Source organism: Klebsiella sp. K-Nf6 (genome assembly GCF_002806655.1).
GTDB lineage: Bacteria > Pseudomonadota > Gammaproteobacteria > Enterobacterales > Enterobacteriaceae > Klebsiella > Klebsiella variicola.
The window spans coordinates 55,334-73,152 of the sequence record NZ_PIBN01000021.1; the positions used below are offsets into that span (position 1 = coordinate 55,334).

Annotated in this window: 19 protein-coding genes and 1 pseudogene; 11 read left to right on the forward strand and 9 right to left on the reverse strand. The window is 57.7% G+C overall.

Annotation, left to right across the window (positions count from 1 at the left end; translation table 11 throughout):
• Positions 1-58 precede the first annotated feature (58 nt).
• From CWM61_RS25340 to CWM61_RS25350, 3 genes are all read right to left on the reverse strand, one after another.
• On the reverse strand, positions 59-721 hold the full coding sequence (locus CWM61_RS25340) for a molecular chaperone (RefSeq protein WP_074387805.1): 663 nt from the start codon (positions 719-721) through the stop codon (positions 59-61).
• Between the two features lie 194 nt (positions 722-915).
• Entirely contained in the window at positions 916-1,509 is a 594-nt protein-coding gene (locus CWM61_RS25345; RefSeq protein WP_100632149.1) for a fimbrial protein, read from the reverse strand.
• A gap of 700 nt (positions 1,510-2,209) precedes the next feature.
• Positions 2,210-3,730 (reverse strand): aldehyde dehydrogenase family protein, encoded by a 1,521-nt coding sequence (locus tag CWM61_RS25350; RefSeq protein WP_100632150.1) that lies wholly within the window; start codon positions 3,728-3,730, stop codon positions 2,210-2,212.
• 263 nt (positions 3,731-3,993) lie between these two features.
• Between CWM61_RS25350 and CWM61_RS25355 the strand changes: the two genes are divergently transcribed.
• On the forward strand, positions 3,994-5,781 hold the full coding sequence (locus tag CWM61_RS25355) for a sigma-54-dependent Fis family transcriptional regulator (protein ID WP_100632151.1): 1,788 nt from the start codon (positions 3,994-3,996) through the stop codon (positions 5,779-5,781).
• A gap of 2 nt (positions 5,782-5,783) precedes the next feature.
• Here CWM61_RS25355 and CWM61_RS25360 read toward each other — a convergent pair whose 3' ends face one another.
• A complete protein-coding gene (locus CWM61_RS25360) occupies positions 5,784-6,380 on the reverse strand; it encodes an undecaprenyl-diphosphatase (RefSeq protein ID WP_100632152.1) in 597 nt (198 codons plus the stop codon).
• A 59-nt stretch (positions 6,381-6,439) separates the two neighbouring features.
• A complete protein-coding gene (locus CWM61_RS25365) occupies positions 6,440-7,357 on the reverse strand; it encodes a LysR family transcriptional regulator (RefSeq protein WP_074387800.1) in 918 nt (305 codons plus the stop codon).
• Positions 7,358-7,460: 103 nt separating this feature from the next.
• Here CWM61_RS25365 and CWM61_RS25370 point away from each other — a divergent pair, with 103 nt between their 5' ends.
• The 3 genes and pseudogenes from CWM61_RS25370 to CWM61_RS25380 all read left to right on the forward strand — a co-directional run bounded on the left by CWM61_RS25370 (position 7,461) and on the right by CWM61_RS25380 (position 8,999).
• Positions 7,461-8,066 (forward strand): FMN-dependent NADH-azoreductase, encoded by a 606-nt coding sequence (locus CWM61_RS25370; RefSeq protein ID WP_074387799.1) that lies wholly within the window; start codon positions 7,461-7,463, stop codon positions 8,064-8,066.
• Positions 8,067-8,145: 79 nt separating this feature from the next.
• Complete coding sequence (locus tag CWM61_RS25375) at positions 8,146-8,445, forward strand: ArsR/SmtB family transcription factor (protein ID WP_002914277.1); 300 nt, start codon at positions 8,146-8,148, stop codon at positions 8,443-8,445.
• 7 nt (positions 8,446-8,452) lie between these two features.
• A pseudogene (locus CWM61_RS25380) lies at positions 8,453-8,999 on the forward strand (rhodanese family protein).
• Here CWM61_RS25380 and lpxO read toward each other — a convergent pair.
• Positions 8,980-9,882: a lipid A hydroxylase LpxO gene (gene lpxO, locus CWM61_RS25385; protein ID WP_074387797.1), complete on the reverse strand. Its 903-nt coding sequence runs from the start codon at positions 9,880-9,882 to the stop codon at positions 8,980-8,982. The pseudogene CWM61_RS25380 and the gene lpxO sit on opposite strands and share 20 nt — an antisense overlap.
• 204 nt (positions 9,883-10,086) lie before the next feature.
• Here lpxO and CWM61_RS25390 point away from each other — a divergent pair, with 204 nt between their 5' ends.
• Entirely contained in the window at positions 10,087-10,266 is a 180-nt protein-coding gene (locus CWM61_RS25390; protein ID WP_061153592.1) for a hypothetical protein, read from the forward strand.
• A 79-nt stretch (positions 10,267-10,345) separates the two neighbouring features.
• Here CWM61_RS25390 and stpA read toward each other — a convergent pair whose 3' ends face one another.
• The gene (gene stpA / locus CWM61_RS25395) at positions 10,346-10,747 is read right to left on the reverse strand and encodes a DNA-binding protein StpA (protein WP_074387825.1); all 402 of its coding nucleotides are present in this window, start codon (positions 10,745-10,747) and stop codon (positions 10,346-10,348) included.
• Positions 10,748-11,474: 727 nt separating this feature from the next.
• Here stpA and alaE point away from each other — a divergent pair.
• Positions 11,475-11,924 (forward strand): L-alanine exporter AlaE, encoded by a 450-nt coding sequence (alaE, locus tag CWM61_RS25405; protein WP_008806131.1) that lies wholly within the window; start codon positions 11,475-11,477, stop codon positions 11,922-11,924.
• 76 nt (positions 11,925-12,000) lie between these two features.
• Here alaE and CWM61_RS25410 read toward each other — a convergent pair whose 3' ends face one another.
• Complete coding sequence (locus tag CWM61_RS25410) at positions 12,001-12,363, reverse strand: DUF2002 family protein (protein WP_008806132.1); 363 nt, start codon at positions 12,361-12,363, stop codon at positions 12,001-12,003.
• 149 nt (positions 12,364-12,512) lie between these two features.
• On the opposite strand from CWM61_RS25410, the gene CWM61_RS25415 reads away from it, so the two are divergent.
• On the forward strand, positions 12,513-12,860 hold the full coding sequence (locus CWM61_RS25415) for a DUF883 domain-containing protein (protein ID WP_002914293.1): 348 nt from the start codon (positions 12,513-12,515) through the stop codon (positions 12,858-12,860).
• A gap of 118 nt (positions 12,861-12,978) precedes the next feature.
• Here the strand turns inward: CWM61_RS25415 and CWM61_RS25420 are convergent, their stop codons facing one another.
• Positions 12,979-14,340, reverse strand: a complete 1,362-nt coding sequence (locus CWM61_RS25420; protein WP_074387796.1) for a PLP-dependent aminotransferase family protein — start codon at positions 14,338-14,340, stop codon at positions 12,979-12,981.
• 88 nt (positions 14,341-14,428) lie between these two features.
• On the opposite strand from CWM61_RS25420, the gene CWM61_RS25425 reads away from it, so the two are divergent.
• The 4 genes from CWM61_RS25425 to nrdE all read left to right on the forward strand — a co-directional run bounded on the left by CWM61_RS25425 (position 14,429) and on the right by nrdE (position 17,810).
• Positions 14,429-14,860, forward strand: a complete 432-nt coding sequence (locus CWM61_RS25425; protein ID WP_080897708.1) for a carboxymuconolactone decarboxylase family protein — start codon at positions 14,429-14,431, stop codon at positions 14,858-14,860.
• Positions 14,861-15,043: 183 nt separating this feature from the next.
• On the forward strand, positions 15,044-15,289 hold the full coding sequence (gene nrdH, locus CWM61_RS25430; RefSeq protein ID WP_061153588.1) for a glutaredoxin-like protein NrdH: 246 nt from the start codon (positions 15,044-15,046) through the stop codon (positions 15,287-15,289).
• Positions 15,286-15,696 (forward strand): class Ib ribonucleoside-diphosphate reductase assembly flavoprotein NrdI, encoded by a 411-nt coding sequence (gene nrdI / locus CWM61_RS25435; protein WP_100632153.1) that lies wholly within the window; start codon positions 15,286-15,288, stop codon positions 15,694-15,696. The genes nrdH and nrdI overlap by 4 nt, the downstream gene beginning before the upstream one ends.
• Complete coding sequence (gene nrdE, locus CWM61_RS25440; protein WP_074387793.1) at positions 15,669-17,810, forward strand: class 1b ribonucleoside-diphosphate reductase subunit alpha; 2,142 nt, start codon at positions 15,669-15,671, stop codon at positions 17,808-17,810. Before nrdI ends, nrdE begins: the two co-directional genes overlap by 28 nt.
• The last annotated feature ends 9 nt before the right edge of the window (positions 17,811-17,819 follow it).

Sequence of the window (17,819 nt, forward strand, 5' to 3'; positions counted from 1 at the left end):
TTCGCTGTTGTTGTTCTTTTCATGCTGGCGCCGTCCGGTCATATCATCACAAAGGGAATTACTGCTGGGCGAAATCGCTGATACCGCCGTAGTCGTTAATCGCCCGCCATTTGACGGTGCCGTGCCCGCTCACCGGCCACGTTTTCTGGCCGAAGGGGGCCACCATGCCTGGCTCGTCGATGCTCTGCCCGCCCACCGCGACGGAGTAAAAAGAGACAAAATACGGGGTGGGGTTTGCCACCGTCAGATGACCGCCGGACTGGGTAAACTTCAGTTGCTGCCAGGCTTTTGCCGGGTCGCCCGCCAGGCCATTGGGCCGATAGAAGATTTTGAATTTCGACTTAATATTGACCTGCAGCTTATTCACCTCGCCCTGCGGCGTCGGAGAAATACTTTTGACGTTCAGCCAAAACACCGACTCACGATCGCCGGGTAGCGACGCGCCAATAAAGTTAATACGCAGGACGTTATTCTGCTCCGGATCGAGACGGAACAGCGGTGGGGTCACAATAAAGGGCACCTTGCTCTTGTCATTTTCCGCGTAATTTTCCACCCACGACTGCACCAGATACGGCGTATGGGTATCGGCATTGGTGACTGAAATAGCGGCTTCACGCTTCCCTTCCTGATAAATCACACGGGTTCCACCCATGACAATACCGGCCTGCGCTGCTGTGGAGCACAGCAGAAAGGCCGCAACGGCAATTATTTTCTTCATCATTAATAACCATCAGGTAAAGGTTGAACAGACAATAAAATAAAGCAGCAAATAACAGAGCCAGTAACCACTGAGATAATTAGCAGGAACAACAATACCGTCACGAATATATATCGCGACTGCTTCGCCATTAACGTTTCAACAGACTGCTATGGATCCAGATGCAATGAACTGGCTCTGAATAACGCGCAATAAGATTAGTTATAAATCATATTGAAATTAGCCGTACCGTTGGCATCACCCGCCGCCACGGCCCCGGTAGAGACATAGTCGGCGTAAAACTCGAGGTCAGCAGAGCCGGTGCCGGCAGTGGCGCCCGCGACGACCGGGTGATCTTTGGACACTTTGCCGAGGCTGACCGCCGTGTTCTGGTCGTCTTCATACAGCTTGATCGCCACGCCGGTGGCGCCGCCATTGGTGGCCAGCAGAGTGGTATCAGACTGATCGCGCGCGCCGTCAAACAGCACCGCAACCTTGGCCACGCTGGCCGGGCAATCTTTGACTTTGATATGGAAGGGAGTTTTGGTGGTTTCGGAGCCGGTGCCGGTAAAATAGCTGCTGGCCCATTTGCCCAGATCCACGGTCTGGCCGGTTGAACCGCTGTCGACGTTGCAGGAGCTGTCGGTAATAGAGCCGTTAAAAATCACCTGCCCACCGGTACCCTGAGTGCCTGCGCTGGCGCCTGGGTTAACGGTCATTGTCGATCTTGCGGGTTGCGTATTGCCAGAAATTGCCGCACCAGAAACCAGCGCGCCCATGAGAATTGCCATAATACGAAGTTGGGATTTCATTATTTATCTCATCGTTAACGAATATATCGCACAGTCATCGACAATAGCGCATGGCTATCGCGAAGCTGCTCATCAGTTCCTCCCTGTAAATGTTCATTGCGTTCCTTCCGCAGGATAGTAGGCACACGCTCTCTCACTCTGCTTTATTTCGACAAAGTGTCGCTAATAATAAAAAACAGAAGACAAAGAGTTATTTTGGTGTGCGAAATAAATATATTACCGGTCCCACCAAAAGGCAACCCAACGCAATGTTGCGGATAAGTTAAGAATTATCGGCGTCATAGAATTTATTTTTGAAATGCCTTTTCAATGTTAATTTACATATCTATACAAACGGTAATTAAACACGTTCAAACAACAACAGATCAAAGCCATTAACAAATTTAAAAGTAATCGCCCAAAAAGTCGTCTTGTTTTATCGTGCTTCCGATCGGTAGTAGAGGAAAATTAGGAATTTTCCTGGTATTAATATTCATCATTTCTACATAAATGAAGCGCAAGTGTCCGCCTCAGTGCGCATAATTTCTTGTTGTGGAACTCTTTTTATTTTCAAGTGAAAGATGTTACATCAACAGCGTGAATGTATTGGTCATGCCGCTCAATAAAGTCGACTAAATAGCAGGGTTATTTTGCAGTTAAAAAAAATCCGCAACCCGGACGGATTGCGGATAGAGGATGGGTCAGACGCGCGGGAATGTCCTCAGAACAGACCCAGTGGCGCGGTGCCGTAGCTCACCAGCAGGTTTTTGGTTTGCTGATAGGCATCCAGCGCCATCTTGTGCGTTTCCCGGCCGACGCCGGACTGTTTATAGCCACCGAACGCCGCATGAGCCGGGTAAATATGATAGCAGTTGGTCCATACGCGACCGGCTTTAATCCCGCGGCCCATACGATAGGCGAGGTTGGTATCCCGCGTCCAGACCCCGGCGCCAAGGCCAAACTGGGTCTCATTGGCGATGGTCAGCGCTTCCGCTTCGTTCTTAAAGGTGGTCACCCCGATCACCGGCCCAAAGATCTCCTCCTGGAAGCTGCGCATATCATTGCGGCCTTTAATCAGCGTGGGCTGAATATAAAAACCGTTATCCAGCGCCGGGGCGATGACCGCCCGCTCGCCGCCGGTCAGGATTTGTCCGCCCTCTTCGCGGGCAATCTGAATATAGGAGAGGATCTTATCGAACTGTTGGCGGGAAGCCTGCGCGCCGATCATGGTGTTGGTATCTAACGGATCGCCACGGCGGATCTGCGCCACTTTATCCATCACCCGCGCCATAAAGGGTTCATAGATGGATTCATGGATCAGCGCCCGCGACGGGCAGGTACAGACCTCACCCTGGTTGAAGAAGCCAAGCACCAGCCCCTCCACCGCCTTTTCAATAAACTCTTCTTCGCCGTCCATCACGTCGGCAAAGTAGATGTTGGGCGATTTTCCTCCCAGCTCGACAGTGCACGGGATAATATTCTCCGCCGCACAGGCGAGAATGTGCCGGCCGACCGGCGTGGAGCCGGTAAACGCCAGCTTGGCGATACGCTTGCTGGTGGCCAGCGCCTCGCCCGCCTCTTTGCCGAATCCCTGCACCACGTTAAGCACCCCGGCCGGGAACAGATCGCCGATCAGCTCCAGCAGCAGGGTAATGCTCAGCGGCGTCTGTTCAGCCGGCTTGAGCACCACGCAGTTACCCGCCGCCAGGGCCGGGGCCAGCTTCCACGCGGCCATCAGCAGCGGGAAGTTCCACGGGATAATCTGTCCAACCACCCCCAGCGGTTCATGGAAATGATAGGCCACCGTCGTTTCGTCAATCTCGGCGGTGCTCCCCTCCTGGGCGCGCAGGCAGCCGGCGAAGTAGCGGAAATGGTCCACCGCCAGCGGCAGGTCGGCATTCAGGGTTTCGCGGATCGGTTTCCCGTTGTCCCAGCTCTCCGCGACGGCCAGATACTCAAGGTGCTGTTCAATACGATCGGCGACCTGTAGCAGCAGCCTGGAGCGCTGCTGCACTGACGTTTTACCCCACGCTGGCGCCGCACGGTGAGCGGCATCGAGGGCGAACTCAATGTCTTTGGCGTCCGAGCGGGGAAACTGCGCAATGTTGCTGCCGTCGACCGGGGAGGTATTCATAAAGAATTCACCGCTCAGCGGCTCGACAAATTTACCGTCAATAAAGTTGCCGTAAGCAGATTTAAATGAAACCAGGGCGCCGGGCTGGCCAGGGTGTGCATAACGCATCGCAAATCTCCTTCTGTAGGGTTGAGACGCGGCGGCATATTGATTTTTTAAACTTGCCGCCGAACGCTTCTTACTTTGCAGGGGTTATGCCAGTTTTTTATTGCCAATAATTTATATTATTTATTAATGAGTTAGGATGATTTATTTACCAGACGGGCAAGCGCTGTCGCACAGATGTCCACTTATGTGTCGCAAATCGCAACACCAAATAAACCAAATAGCTACAATATTGCAACACAGCAACATCGACCCTGAGGTGCCCTGTGCCAGGCAATCCCTATCTTCTCGCACCAGAGGTTAACGCTAACCCCCTGCTCAGCGATTCGTGGTCTCGCTGCCAGCGCTATGGTCTGGATCCCGCTACCGAGGATTTTCCCCGTCTGCGCGCCGGGGAACTGGCGGACCGGCTCGCCAGCCACCGCAGCCTGCAGCAGCTGGCGCAGCCGATGGTGGAGGCGCTGTCGCGCCAGGTGGCGGACCTGCAGTCGGTGGTGATCCTCTCCGACCCCAGCGGCCTGGTGTTGCACACCGTCGGCGATACTCAGGCGATGCTGAAGGCTCAGCGCGTCGCGCTGGCCCCCGGTAACCTGTGGAGCGAAAGCGGGCGCGGGACCAATGCCATTGGCACTGCGCTGGTCATTGACGATGGCTGCGAAATCGATGGCCGCCAGCACTTTCTCACCCGCAACCAGAATCTGTACTGTGCGGCGATGCCGCTCCAGCGGCCGGACGGAAGCATTGCCGGCGTGCTGGATATTTCCGGCCCGGCGGATTTTCCCCACCAGCACACCTTCGGCTGGGTGAAGGCGGCGGCAAAGCAGATTGAATATCTGTGGGTGAAACAGAGCCTGCATCCGGAACAGTGGCTGATGAGCCTGCACCAGCAGGTGGACAAGCTCGACAGCGTCGAGGAGCTGCTGCTGGTCTTCTCTGACAACGTCCTCACCGCCGGCAACCGGCTGGCGATGCGCGAGTTCGGCCTGAACGCGGCGCAGTTTGGCCAGCTTACCTTTGCGTCGCTTTTTCCGACGCTGGCGCAAACGGCGGTCAGCGTCCCGCTGCCGCTGACCACCCCGCAGGGCCGCTATCACTATCGCCTGCGGGAGCCCACCCGCCGCCGGGTCGCGGTAAGCGCCCCGCCGGCCATGCATCTCCCCTTCACCAGTCCGCGCGAAGGCGAAAAGCTGCTGCGGCTGCTCAACGCCGGCATTGCGCTCTGCATTGAGGGGGAAACCGGCAGCGGCAAAGAGTATGTTAGCCGCACGCTGCATCAGCACAGCCGCTGGCGCAGCGGCAAATTTGTCGCCATCAACTGCGCGGCCATCCCGGAATCGCTGATCGAATCTGAACTCTTCGGCTACCAGCCGGGGGCGTTTACCGGCGCCAGCAAAAACGGCTATATCGGTAAAATCCGCGAGGCCGAGGGCGGGGTACTGTTTCTTGATGAGATCGGCGATATGCCGCTGGCGCTGCAGACGCGGCTCCTGCGGGTGTTGCAGGAGAAAGAGGTGGCCCCGCTGGGCGCCAGCCGCAGCGTGCCGGTGAACTTCGCCTTGATCTGCGCCACCCACCGCAATCTGACGCAACGGGTCAGCGCCGGCGAATTCCGTGAAGATCTGCTGTGGCGCCTGCGGGAGTACGCCCTGGCGCTGCCCCCGCTGCGCGAGTGGCCGATGCTGGAAACCTTTATCGCCGCGCTGTGGCGCGATCTGGGCGGTGTTTCACGCCGGGTGACGCTTTCAAATGCACTGCTGGTCCACCTCAGCCAGCTGCCGTGGCCGGGAAACGTGCGCCAGCTGCAGAGCGTCCTGAAGGTGATGCTGGCTCTGGCCGATGAGGGCGACACGCTGACGCCCGACGCACTGCCGGAGGCGTATCGCACCGCGCCTGCGCCGCTGCCGCGCGGGGGATTGCAGGCCCATGACGAGCAGTTGATTGTCGATACCCTGGCCAGCGTCAACGGCAACGTCAGCCGGGCGGCACAGATGCTGGGTATCGCCCGCAGCACGCTGTACCGCCGCGCCGCCCGTGCGGGACGGCCTCGTCGCTGAGGCTACGGCGTAAAGCGCGCCGGCAGCCAGGAGAACATCCGCCGGCTGATGGCCTCGCACAGCAGCACCAGCCGTGGGCCGACCGCCTGCCAGACCCGCTTCGCCACGATGACCCCGCCGATGGAGACCAGGGCCGCGCCCACCATATCCAGCGGAAAATGTACCCCAAGATAGATGCGCGACCAGGCCACCGGCAGCGCAGCCAGCAGCACCAGCAGGCCAAGCGCCCGCAGGCGCAGCGACAGCAGCGCAAACGCGGCGCTGAACATCACCGTACCGTGATCGCTGGGGAAGCTATTATCCGCCGGATGGCTTATCCAGGTATGGCCGAGGGGGATCATAAACGGCCGCGGATGGAACCAGAGCGTCCCGCACACCATCCCCAGCCCGAGGGAAATGACCACGGCCAGGGTCATAAACAGCGCCTGGCGGTGCCCCTCGCGCCCACCGAGAAACCACAGACCGAGCGCGATCGCCGGCATCATAAACACGATGCCGCTGGCACAAATACGCGCCAGCGACAGCAGACTCTCCGCGGCGCCAGGCTGCGCGTTAAGCGCGAAAAAAACAGATTGATTCAGGGTTTCCAGGGCGTTCATAGCGATAGCTCTCAGTCGTCATCTTTCTGTCATTATCGCCCGAACGCCTTAAGATACCCTTAACCGCTGGACGGTGTGCTTTTAGCAAGGCGCAGTCCTTCCCGCAGAGCATCGATCGCCACCCGCGTTTTTTGCGGCAGCCACGGCCCCTCCGGCCACACCGCGTGGATGGCGAAACGCGCATAGGCACTGGATGCCAGAACCTGCTGTAGCGCCCCATCGGCAAGCCCCTTGGCCACCAGCCAGTCCGGCAGCCAGGCGATGCCCATCCCCTGCTGCACCGCCGCCGCGATGGCGGCAAAATCATCCTGTACCAGCCCCGTTTCCGGACTGAAGCGCACTTCACCCTGCTGCGGGTCGTACAGTTGCCATTTTTGCAGTTGGCCGTTGTGCAGATAGCCGAGGGTGCGGTGCTCGCTCAGCCCGGCGATCGTCTGCGGCGGCGGCTGGCGTCGCAGGTAATCCGCCGCCGCGCACAGCACCATGCCATGCTCCCCCAGCGCCCGCGCCCGCAGCGACCCGGTATCGGCCAGGTTTCCGATACGCACCGCAAGATCAACCCCCTCCTCCAGCAGATTGACCTGCCGGTCGCTGTAGTGGAGCTCGAGCTTCAGTAACGGATAGCGCTGGCTCAGGCGGAACAGCAGCGGTGCCACGCAGCGCTGACCAAACAGCACCGGTAACGAGATCCGCAGCCGCCCCTGCACCTCGCCCTTCCCGCGCTGGATCGCCTCTTCGGCCTCGCGGATGCGCGCCAGCGCTTCCCGGCACTGGTGGTAGAATTGCTCCCCCTCTTCCGTCAGCAGTTGCCGACGGGTGGTGCGCTGGAATAACGCCACGCCGAGGCGCGCTTCCAGCCGGGCAATGGTTTTACCCACCGCCGAACGCGTCACGTGGAGGATCGTCGCCGCGCTGGCAAAGTTACCGCTCTCGACCACGGTGACAAACACCGGGATCGCGTTCAGATCGTCGCGCACAGATTGGTTCCTTACGGGATACAATAGAGGAAAATAATGTCACTCCAGAGAGAAAAAAGACAGTGTTAGTCTCTGCCTCCATCCTTCACTTGAGGCATCCCTTATGGCAAACGTCCTGGTGTTAAAATCCAGCATTAATGGCGAAACATCCCTGACCAATCAGCTGATTAACGAATTTCTCGCGGCGCGCCAGGCGGCGGGACACCGCGATCGGCTCACGGAACACGATCTCAGCGCCATGGCGCTGCCAACGCTGGATCACCCCCTGTTCGCCGCCCTGCGCGGGGCGGTGGATCCGCAGCCGGCCATCCACGCGGCGGTTGCGCTCTCCGACCAGCTTATCGCCGAGTTAAAAGCCAGCGATCTGCTGGTGATCGGCGCGCCGATGTATAACCTCAACGTCCCGACCGATCTGAAAAAATGGTTCGACCTCGTGGCGCGGGCGCGGGAAACCTTTCGCTACACCGACAGCTGGCCGCAAGGGCTGGTCGAGGGTGTTCGGGCGGTGGTCGTCAGCAGCCGCGGCGGTATTCACCAGGGAGAGACCACCGATGCCATCACGCCTTATCTGCGCGCGGTACTGGGGCTGATGGGGATCGGCGAAGTGGAATTTATCTATGCCGAAGGGCTGGATAATCGTCCGCATGGTCGCGACGCAGGGATCGCCAGCGCCCGGGCGCAGATTGCCCAGCTCGCCGTTCCGGCCTGAGTCACGAATAAATAAATAGCGCTGGCGCAGGCGATGTTTTTATTTTAGAGTTATCTAAATTTAGAGAAAGCTAAAATACATGACCACACCTGAAGACCTGCAGGCCCGCGCCGGAGAAGCCGCCGCGCTGATGAAAGCCATGAGCAATCCTCACCGATTGCTGATCCTGTGCATGCTGTGCGATGCGCCGCGCGCCAGCGCCGGTGAACTGGCCCGCGCCACCGGCCTGAGTCCTTCCGCGACCTCGCAGCACCTCGCGCGGATGCGTGACGAGGGGCTGATCGACAGCGAGCGCGATGCCCAGCGTATCCACTATTTCATCACCCACCCTGCGGTACAGCAGGTGATCAACACGCTGAAAACGCTCTATTGCCCGTGAGGATCCTATGACTATCGCCACCTTAACCCCTGCCGAAGCCCGGGCGCTGATTGCCCAGGGCGCCAGACTGATTGATATCCGTGATGCGGATGAATACGCGCGCGAACATATTCCCGATGCCGAGCTGGTGCCGCTCGCCAGCCTGACCAACGGTGCGACCCTCAATGCCCGGGCCGGAGAGACGGTCATTTTTCACTGCCAGGCGGGTTCCCGGACGCAAAATAACGCGATTCGCCTGGCCGCCGCCGCCGCACCGGCGCAGGCAAGCCTGCTGGCCGGGGGGATTCAGGGCTGGAGGGCAGCAGGGTTCCCGGTTGAGGAGGATAAATCCCAGCCGCTGCCGCTGATGCGCCAGGTACAAATTGCCGCTGGCGTCCTGATTTTACTCGGTGTACTGCTGGGCTATACCGTGAGCAGCGGCTTCTTTCTGCTCAGCGGCGCGGTCGGCGCCGGGCTCACCTTCGCCGGGGTGACCGGCTTTTGCGGCATGGCGCGCCTGCTGGCGATCATGCCCTGGAACCGGCGTCAGGAGGGTTAAAACGCACTCCAGATAAGCCAGGCAATGCCGCCGAAGAGCAGCCATTTAACGATGTAATAGACCGTCTTATTCCATTTTTTCAGCCGCTTGCCGACAATACGTATCTGGTAGATATAGCGAAACGCCCGGTTAATCCCGCCAATGCGATCGCCGGTATCGTTGGGCGCCGAGGCGGCGCTCATCAGATGACGTCCCAGCCAGTGGTTCACCTGCTGCGCCCAGCGGTAGCGCATCGGCCGTTCAATATCACAGAACAGAATCAGCCGATTCTCACCGCTGGTATTTTCCGCATAGTGAATATAGGTCTCATCAAACAGCACCCCTTCCCCATCGCGCCAGCTGTAGCGCTGGCCATCCACCTCGATAAAGCAGCGGTCATCGTTCGGCGTCGCCAGGCCGAGATGAAAGCGCAGCGAACCAGCGTAGGGATCGCGGTGGCGCGGCAGACGGCTGCCGTCCGGCAGGGTGGCGAACATGGCCGCTTTCACCGATGGGATATCGCGCAGCAGCGCGGTGGTGTATGGACAGAGCTGGCTGGCGGAGGGATGGGCATCCTCATACCATTTCAGATAAAAGCGTTTCCAGCCGGTTTTAAAAAATGAGTTAAATCCGGCATCGTTATATTTATCGGCCGCTTTAATCTGCTCCAGCTGCTGCAGGTGGATCCCTTCGTCGCGAATAACTTGCCAGTTCTGCTGCAATATCGCCAGCTCGGGAAACATCTCCGGGCGCAGATATGGCGTATTCGGCACGCGGGAAAATAAATACATAAATCCATTCAGCGGAGCAGTAAATGTTGAATGATCGGAGAGCTGTCGCCAGAAACGATAGCGCACCCGCCCGCGGTAATGGACGTACAGCACAGCAATAACAATAATTAATAGAATGATATACTTCATAATGTCTTTCCTGACCAACTCGGTGGTAACCCTACCTTCGCCGTCCCCCTTGTCAGCAGCGGTTTGGCGCCAGCAAAACATTAACAACACTAATACATATACCACCAAATTGTTTTAACAAAAAACAACACAGCCGGTGTTCAGTGGCCGGCCGTTGAGCTATGGTTGAGGTTCATCCAGGATGTTAACCGTGAGGAGTGAATGATGTTTTCTGTCGACGATCTGGTACAACCGCGTGCGGGTGGGCCAAAACTGAAAGTGGTTGAAGTGCAGGGAGAACAGCTGGTGGTGGTTCAGGCCGCGCAAGAGCAGGGTGAGCGCTATACGCTGAAGTCAGACGAGGTGACGCCCTATCAGGAAGAAGGCGACTTCGGCGTCTGCTGAAGCCCCCCTCCCGCTGATTCACAAGGCCAGACTGAACGGTGGGTCTCCCCCCACCGTCATGACACTGGCCGGATCGGCTTTAAATGAGAAAACTGTCCAGCGATTTCCCCTGAGCGACCGCCTGAGCAATCGGCTTCGGCATTCTTCCCTGACCGGTCCAGGTTTTTTCTGCGCCAGTATGATCGGTATAACGATATTTCGCCGGGCGCGGTTGCCGCTTTTTCCCTGCCGCCATCGGCGGCTGAATATCCGCCACGAGGTCGTCAGGAGAAATACCGTCGGCGCGCATCAGCTCAAGCCAGGTATTCACTTTTTCCTGATATTCAGCCTGCTGCTGCGCCGCCAGCTGCTGTTGCGTACGTTTTTCTTCAGTGACGATCCTGAGCTTTTCCAGCATCTCTTCAAGCACGTCAATGGAGAATTCACGGGACAGGGCACGGAGTGAACGGATATTATTCAGTTTGTGTAACATTAAAGACATAAAATTAAGAAATCCCAGATAACCAATTAAAAGATACAACGCGGCAAGTGTAATAGAAACGCTTATTTATTTCCAGCCTTCGGTTATCCAGAAAAATATATTACGTAGAAATTAGTTGTTATCCGCAGGGCTATATTGGCAAAGTGCCTTGCCTTTTTCATCAATACCCACAAAAGAGAGAATGAATAAATAAAAACAGCGTAATAGCGCACAATAAAATATATCTCATTGAGGATATTATCTTTATGGTCAGCGACTTACCTTCTGTTCATCAGTGACCGCGCCGATATACCCCTCACGGCACACTGAATAGTTAATCAGGTATTCAGAATAAAACGACACACAGCGATTCAGAGTTTTACACCACAAAAATGCGACTAATGGCATAAAAAATTCTAAACACGACATCAGTCACAGTCTAACGTGATTTTGCGCCACAGCGGGCAGTCAGGCGTCAACTCGCTGACCAGAGACGATAGAAAAACAAACCATAAGCAACTGAAAAATAATAATTTTATTAGAAATGGGAATAAAAGTAGCGTAACGGACAGAAAATGAACCATTGCAGAGTATTTTATCGACAAAAAGGCAATAAATAAAAATTTATAGCTAGTTGCCACTTTTAATGCAGAGATATACTCTACGCACATCAAAACAGGCAACCCAAAAACGCTATACCAACGCGCATTTTTCGGCGTTATTGACTTCATTTTCGAGGAGCACTCCGATGTTCTCTGCGCACTCCCGCTTGCGGCATGCGGTTGCAGACACCTTTGCGATGGTGGTTTACTGCACCGTCGTCAACATGATGATCGAAATTTTTCTCTCTGGTATGACGTTTGAGCAGTCGTTATCGTCGCGCCTGGTGGCAATCCCGGTCAACATTATTATTGCCGTGCCCTATGGTTTTTATCGCGACTTTGCGATGCGTCAGGCCCGGCGCATTAGCCCGGCCGGCTGGATGAAAAATATGGCCGACGTGCTGGCCTACGTCACTTTTCAGTCGCCAGTGTATGTCGCGATTTTGTGGAGTGTGGGTGCAGACTGGCACCAGATTGTCGCTGCGGTGAGCTCAAACCTGGCAGTATCGATGATGATGGGCGCCGCTTACGGTTACTTCCTCGACTATTGCCGCCGCCTGTTCCGCGTGGCCCCTTACCAGCAGGCGAAAGCCTGACCGACGCCCTTCCAGCGACTGGCCCTGCCAGTCGCTCTCTCGTCAGCCTGCTCCGCCCCGGTCCTCAACCACCGTATTAATTTGTCGACATCGCCGGCTGGGCTTCGCCAAATAGTCCATTCAGAAAACGCTCAAGCGCCATCCGTGAGCTAAATCCATGCGGAATACCATAATGCTGCTGCGCATCTCCGGCTAAATACAGCGGAAATTGTTCATAATGGTCGCAGGTTTTGATATCTGAGGCCGGTTCGGCCAACATATTGCTACGCTCTTTTAGCGCTGGATGAATAATTAACGCTGTCCGCCCCATGCGCGCTTCGCGGTTCACATAAACATAATTATCGCCTCGGCGATAGCCGTACGCTTTTTGCGTCACAACATCCATGGTGAAGCCGGCTTTTTCAAGAACACGCGCCACCTCATCGGGTCTTAAATACATACTGATTCCTCGTTATCTTTTACCGCACATTGACCTTACCTTATTCGTTAAGCGCAGTGCTTTCGGAAAATTCCAGAAACCACAGCAGTAAGCATAATTCAAAATCTTGTCCTACACTTACTCACTCGATGGAATTAAGGGAGATAACGATGGCTAACCATGTGAACCGCAACAATTTTGACGAGAATGCTGAGGATATCCATAACGATGTCAGTCAATTAGCGGATACGCTGGAAGAGGTGCTGAAATCGTGGGGCAGTGACGCGAAAGAGGAAGCGGAAGCGGCGCGCGTTAAAGCACAGTCGCTGCTGAAAGAGACCCGTGCCCGCCTCAACGGTCACAACCGGGTGCAGCAGGCGGCGTTGGATGCCCGTCAGGCAGCCTGTGATGCGCTGGGCTGCGCCGATACCTACGTGCGCAATAAACCGTGGCACAGCGTCGGCGCCGCCGCCGCCGTCGGGGTATTTATTGGCGTATTGCTCAATTTACGTCGATAATAGAGACAGCGTCAGCTTCCGCGCGCGCCTGGCGAGCGGAAGCCCGCGAGCTTCACGGAATCTAATGAAGATAACAAATACGCGTCAGCCCCTGCGCGCCTCTGGCCGCAGGGGTTTTTTATGCGCCATCGTTCGCGATCGCCTCTCTGAGCCGCCGGGCCAGTTCGTCGGCCATCGCCGCTGAGCGAATATTGGTAAAACTCATCAGTAATCCCCCCTCGCCTGCATGACGAAGACGCCAGTCGCTCAGCGCCTGCACCGCCAGCCCGGCCTCAACCGCCTGCCGGGCCAACAGGCGATCGTTGCCGCTGACCGGCATGACCAGCTGAATGCCGCCCTGCTGCGGCGTGACCCGAAAGCCCTGCGCCTGCAGGGCCGACTCCAGCCACTGTCGGCGCTGGCTATAGCTGGCGCGCATTTTTTTCAGATGACGCCAGAAATGTCCCTGCTGGATAAAATCCGCCAGCGTCTGCTGCCACAGAGTAGGAACGGTGCAGGGCTGGCGCTCCGCCGTCTGATGAAAACGCGCCACCAGCGGGGTCGGCACCACCAGCCAGGCGGTGCGCAGCGCCGGAAACATCGACTTACTGAAAGTGCCCGCGTAGATAACCCGCTGCGGCGCATCGAGGCTTTTCACTGGCGGCAGCGGTTTGCCGTGATAGCGAAACTCGCTATCGTAATCGTCCTCAATAATCCATGCGTCGCGCGCTGCCGCCCACGCCAGCAGTTGGCGACGCCGGGGAAGCGACAGCGCGACCCCCAGCGGACTCTGGTGCGCCGGGGTGAGCAGGGCAAACCGCGCTTGAGGATGATGGCGCAGGCCCCAGCCAACATTCATTCCTTCGTCGTCCACCGGGATCGCATCCACCACCAGCTGCCTGGCCTCAACGACCGGGCGGATAAAGGGATACCCCGGATCCTCCATCCACATATGCTGTCCCGGCTGCGCCAGCGTACGCAGGATAAGATCCATGGAGGTAGTATAGTTGCCGGTAATCAGCACCTGCTCCGGCTGGCAGTCAATACTGCGCGACAGGCGCAGATAGTCCACGATCGCCTGGCGCAGAAGCGGGTCGCCGCCAGGATCGCCAGGAGCAAGGTCGAACCGCGACTGCGTCCGCAGCCGACGCCCCATCACTCGCGCCCACAGCCCGCGCGGAAAGAGATCCAGCGCCGGCAGCCCCATCTGAAAGGGCAACGGGTCCGTCGAGGCGGCTAATTGCGCTGGCGTTACCGGTGCCAACTGGCGCGGACTGAGCCGCTCGCTGACAAAGGTCCCCGCCTGCCCACGCCGCTCGAGCCACCCCTGGGCGACCAGTTCGCCCCAGGCGTTTTCGATAGTCGCCCGGGAGACACCCTGCTCCTGAGCAAACACCCGGCTGGCGGGCAGACGGCTACCCGGGGTCAGTTCGCCACGTTCAATCGCCGATTTCAGCTGGCGGGCAATACGCTGATAGAGAGGGAGGTGGGTCGCTTCCATTATGGTCTGCTTTTTTCATCACAATATGGCTATCTTTTGCAGTCCATTATAGTGCTATTTTGGCTGCCGTCTTAGAGAGGAGAACACCATGAGCCAATTACGTCAGCCATTCAGTGAACTGAGCCCGGAAGTCTATAAAGGGCTGGTACAGGCCAGCATCGCGCTGGAGAAAAGCGAACTGGGCAGCGCCCTGGTGGAGCTAGTTTATTTACGCGTCTCGCAGATCAACGGCTGCGCCTTCTGCCTTGAGAAGCACAGCCAGGCGCTGCGCAAAGGCGGTATGGCACAAAGCAAACTGGATGCCCTGGCGGGCTGGCGGGTAAGCGCTCACTTCACACCTGCCGAACGCGCAGCGCTGGCGTGGGCCGAGTCGGTCACCGACATTGCCGTCAGCCATGCGGAAGATGACGTTTACCTGCCGCTGCGCGAACATTTTACCCCGCGTCAGATAAGCGATCTGACCTTAGCCATCAGCCTGATGAACGCCTTTAACCGTCTCGCCGTCGCCATGCGTCTGTAGTTCCGCACAGCCTTCCCCCTCCTCCGCCGAATTGTCCTGGCGGGGGATCTTCTGACTAAAAACGCTATATATTGAGTGGTTGAACTTTTAAATAACTACATCTAGTATTTCCTTATCGAATGACCCACAACGTTCGACGCTGCGTTTAGCGCCGTGCTGTTATCTTAAATGGAAATACGAATCATGCGCATTATTATTTACACTCGAAATGACTGCGTGCAGTGCCATGCCACACGGCGAGCCATGGAAAGCCGGGGACTGGCCTTTGAAATGGTGAACGTCGACCAGCAGCCGGATGCCGCCGACACCCTGCGCGAGCAGGGATTTCGCCAGTTGCCAGTGGTGATCGCTGGTGACCTGCGCTGGAGCGGCTTCCGCCCGGATATGATCAATCGCCTGCGCCCCTCCGTCACGGCGGCCAGCGCATGAGCCTCATCGTCTACTTCTCCAGTCGTTCGGAGAATACCCATCGCTTTGTGCAGCGCCTGGGGCTGCCGGCGGTGCGCATTCCGCTGAACGAGCGTGAACATCTGCAGGTAGACGAACCCTATATTCTCATCGTTCCCAGCTATGGCGGCGGCGGTACGGCCGGCGCGGTACCGCGTCAGGCGATCCGCTTTTTAAACGACGTGCATAACCGCCAGCTGATCCGCGGGGTGATTGCCGCTGGCAATCGCAACTTTGGCGACGCCTGGGGGCGTGCCGGGGATGTCATCGCGCAAAAATGCGCTGTGCCCTATCTCTACCGCTTCGAGCTGATGGGAACCCCCGACGATATCGACAACGTGCGTAAAGGAGTCAGCGAATTTTGGCAACGACAACCGCAGAACGTATAACCGCCGCGGCGGATTTTCACGCCCTCAACGCGATGCTGAATTTGTACGACAGCGAGGGCCGCATCCCGTTTGAGAAAGATCGCCAGGCGGTGGAGGCCTTTATGACCGCCCAGGTCCGGCCCAAGACCCTCACCTTTGCCAGCCAGGACGATAAACTCACCTGGCTCGTCCGCGAGGGCTATTACGATCCGCTGGTGCTGGCCGGCTATGACCGCGCGTTTGTGCTGGCATTGTTCGCCCATGCCCGGCGCGCCGCGTTTCGCTTTCAGACCTTCCTCGGCGCCTGGAAGTTCTATACCAGCTACGCGCTGAAGACCTTTGACGGCAAGCACTACCTCGAGGATTTTGCCGATCGCTGCGTAATGGTGGCGCTGACGCTGGCCCAGGGAGATGACCAGCAGGCGCGGCAGTTAATGGAAGAGATGCTCAGCGGCCGCTTCCAGCCCGCGACCCCCACCTTCCTCAACGCCGGAAAACAGCAGCGCGGGGAGCTGATCTCCTGCTTCCTGCTGCGCATTGAAGATAATATGGAGTCCATCGGCCGGGCGGTTAACTCGGCGCTGCAGCTGTCGAAGCGCGGCGGCGGTGTGGCCTTTTTACTCTCCAACCTGCGCGAGGCCGGGGCGCCGATCAAGCGCATCGAAAATCAGTCCTCCGGGGTGGTGCCGGTGATGAAGATGCTGGAGGACGCCTTCTCCTATGCCAACCAGCTTGGCGCCCGCCAGGGGGCGGGAGCGGTCTGGCTGCATGCGCACCATCCCGATATTTTGCGCTTCCTCGATACCCGGCGTGAGAATGCCGATGAGAAAATCCGCATCAAAACCTTGTCGCTGGGGGTCGTGATCCCCGATATCACCTTCCAGCTGGCAAAAGAAGACGCGCAGATGGCCCTGTTCTCGCCATATGACGTCGAGCGGCTGTACGGTAAACCCTTCGCCGACTGCGCCATCGGCGATCTCTATCCGCAGCTGGTGGCCGATGAACGGGTCCGCAAGCGCTGGATCCGCGCTCGCGATCTGTTCCAGCGCCTGGCGGAGATCCAGTTTGAATCCGGCTATCCGTACATCATGTTTGAAGATACCGTCAATCGTGCCAATCCGGTGGCCGGACGGATCACCATGAGCAATCTGTGTTCCGAAATTCTGCAGGTCAGTACGCCATCCACCTATGATGAGAACCTCAGTTACGCCCATACCGGAGAAGATATCTCCTGTAACCTCGGCTCGCTGAACATCGCCCATACCATGGACTCGCCGGATTTTGCCCGCACTATCGCCACCGCGGTGCGCGCCCTGACCGCGGTGTCCGATATGAGCGACATACAGTCGGTTCCCTCGGTGGCGGCCGGCAATGCGGCCTCCCACGCCATCGGCCTGGGTCAGATGAATCTTCACGGTTACCTGGCGCGGGAAGGGATTGCCTACGGCAGTCCGGAGGGGCTGGACTTCACCAATATCTATTTCTACACCGTGACCTGGCATGCCCTGCACACCTCAATGCTGCTGGCCCGCGAGCGCGGCCAGCGCTTCGCCGGCTTCGAACAGTCGCGCTACGCCAGCGGGGCGTACTTTGACAAATATCTGCAGGAGGAGTGGCAGCCGAAAACCGAACGGGTGCGCGCACTGTTCGCCCGCGCCGGTATCTCCCTGCCCGACCGGGAAAGCTGGCGCCAGCTGCGCGACGATGTCATGCGCTATGGCATCTATAACCGCTATCTGCAGGCGGTGCCGCCCACCGGGTCGATCTCGTACATCAACCATGCCACCTCCAGCATTCATCCGATCGTCTCGAAGATTGAGATCCGCAAAGAGGGGAAGACCGGACGGGTGTACTACCCCGCGCCGTTTATGAATAACGACAATCTGGCCCTCTATCAGGATGCGTACGAGATAGGGCCCCAGAAGATCATTGATACCTACGCCGAGGCGACGCGCCACGTCGATCAGGGGCTGTCGTTGACGTTGTTCTTCCCGGATACCGCCACCACTCGCGATATCAACAAGGCGCAAATCTACGCCTGGAAGAAAGGCATTAAGACCCTCTACTACATCCGTCTGCGCCAGCTGGCGCTGGAAGGCACTGAAATTGAAGGCTGCGTGTCCTGCGCACTGTAAGGAGAACAG

Bases quoted from the DNA above. Each gene is read 5' to 3' on its own strand.
- nrdI (WP_100632153.1), top strand. From the start codon at position 15,286: ATGAGCCTCATCGTCTACTTCTCCAGTCGTTCGGAGAATACCCATCGC.
- CWM61_RS25360 (WP_100632152.1), bottom strand. From the start codon at position 6,380: ATGAACGCCCTGGAAACCCTGAATCAATCTGTTTTTTTCGCGCTTAAC.
- alaE (WP_008806131.1), top strand. From the start codon at position 11,475: ATGTTCTCTGCGCACTCCCGCTTGCGGCATGCGGTTGCAGACACCTTT.
- CWM61_RS25425 (WP_080897708.1), top strand. From the start codon at position 14,429: ATGAGCCAATTACGTCAGCCATTCAGTGAACTGAGCCCGGAAGTCTAT.
- CWM61_RS25415 (WP_002914293.1), top strand. From the start codon at position 12,513: ATGGCTAACCATGTGAACCGCAACAATTTTGACGAGAATGCTGAGGAT.
- CWM61_RS25340 (WP_074387805.1), bottom strand. From the start codon at position 721: ATGATGAAGAAAATAATTGCCGTTGCGGCCTTTCTGCTGTGCTCCACA.
- CWM61_RS25390 (WP_061153592.1), top strand. From the start codon at position 10,087: ATGTTTTCTGTCGACGATCTGGTACAACCGCGTGCGGGTGGGCCAAAA.
- CWM61_RS25350 (WP_100632150.1), bottom strand. From the start codon at position 3,730: ATGCGTTATGCACACCCTGGCCAGCCCGGCGCCCTGGTTTCATTTAAA.
- stpA (WP_074387825.1), bottom strand. From the start codon at position 10,747: ATGTCTTTAATGTTACACAAACTGAATAATATCCGTTCACTCCGTGCC.
- CWM61_RS25420 (WP_074387796.1), bottom strand. From the start codon at position 14,340: ATGGAAGCGACCCACCTCCCTCTCTATCAGCGTATTGCCCGCCAGCTG.
- CWM61_RS25370 (WP_074387799.1), top strand. From the start codon at position 7,461: ATGGCAAACGTCCTGGTGTTAAAATCCAGCATTAATGGCGAAACATCC.
- lpxO (WP_074387797.1), bottom strand. From the start codon at position 9,882: ATGAAGTATATCATTCTATTAATTATTGTTATTGCTGTGCTGTACGTC.
- CWM61_RS25410 (WP_008806132.1), bottom strand. From the start codon at position 12,363: ATGTATTTAAGACCCGATGAGGTGGCGCGTGTTCTTGAAAAAGCCGGC.
- nrdH (WP_061153588.1), top strand. From the start codon at position 15,044: ATGCGCATTATTATTTACACTCGAAATGACTGCGTGCAGTGCCATGCC.
- CWM61_RS25375 (WP_002914277.1), top strand. From the start codon at position 8,146: ATGACCACACCTGAAGACCTGCAGGCCCGCGCCGGAGAAGCCGCCGCG.
- CWM61_RS25345 (WP_100632149.1), bottom strand. From the start codon at position 1,509: ATGAAATCCCAACTTCGTATTATGGCAATTCTCATGGGCGCGCTGGTT.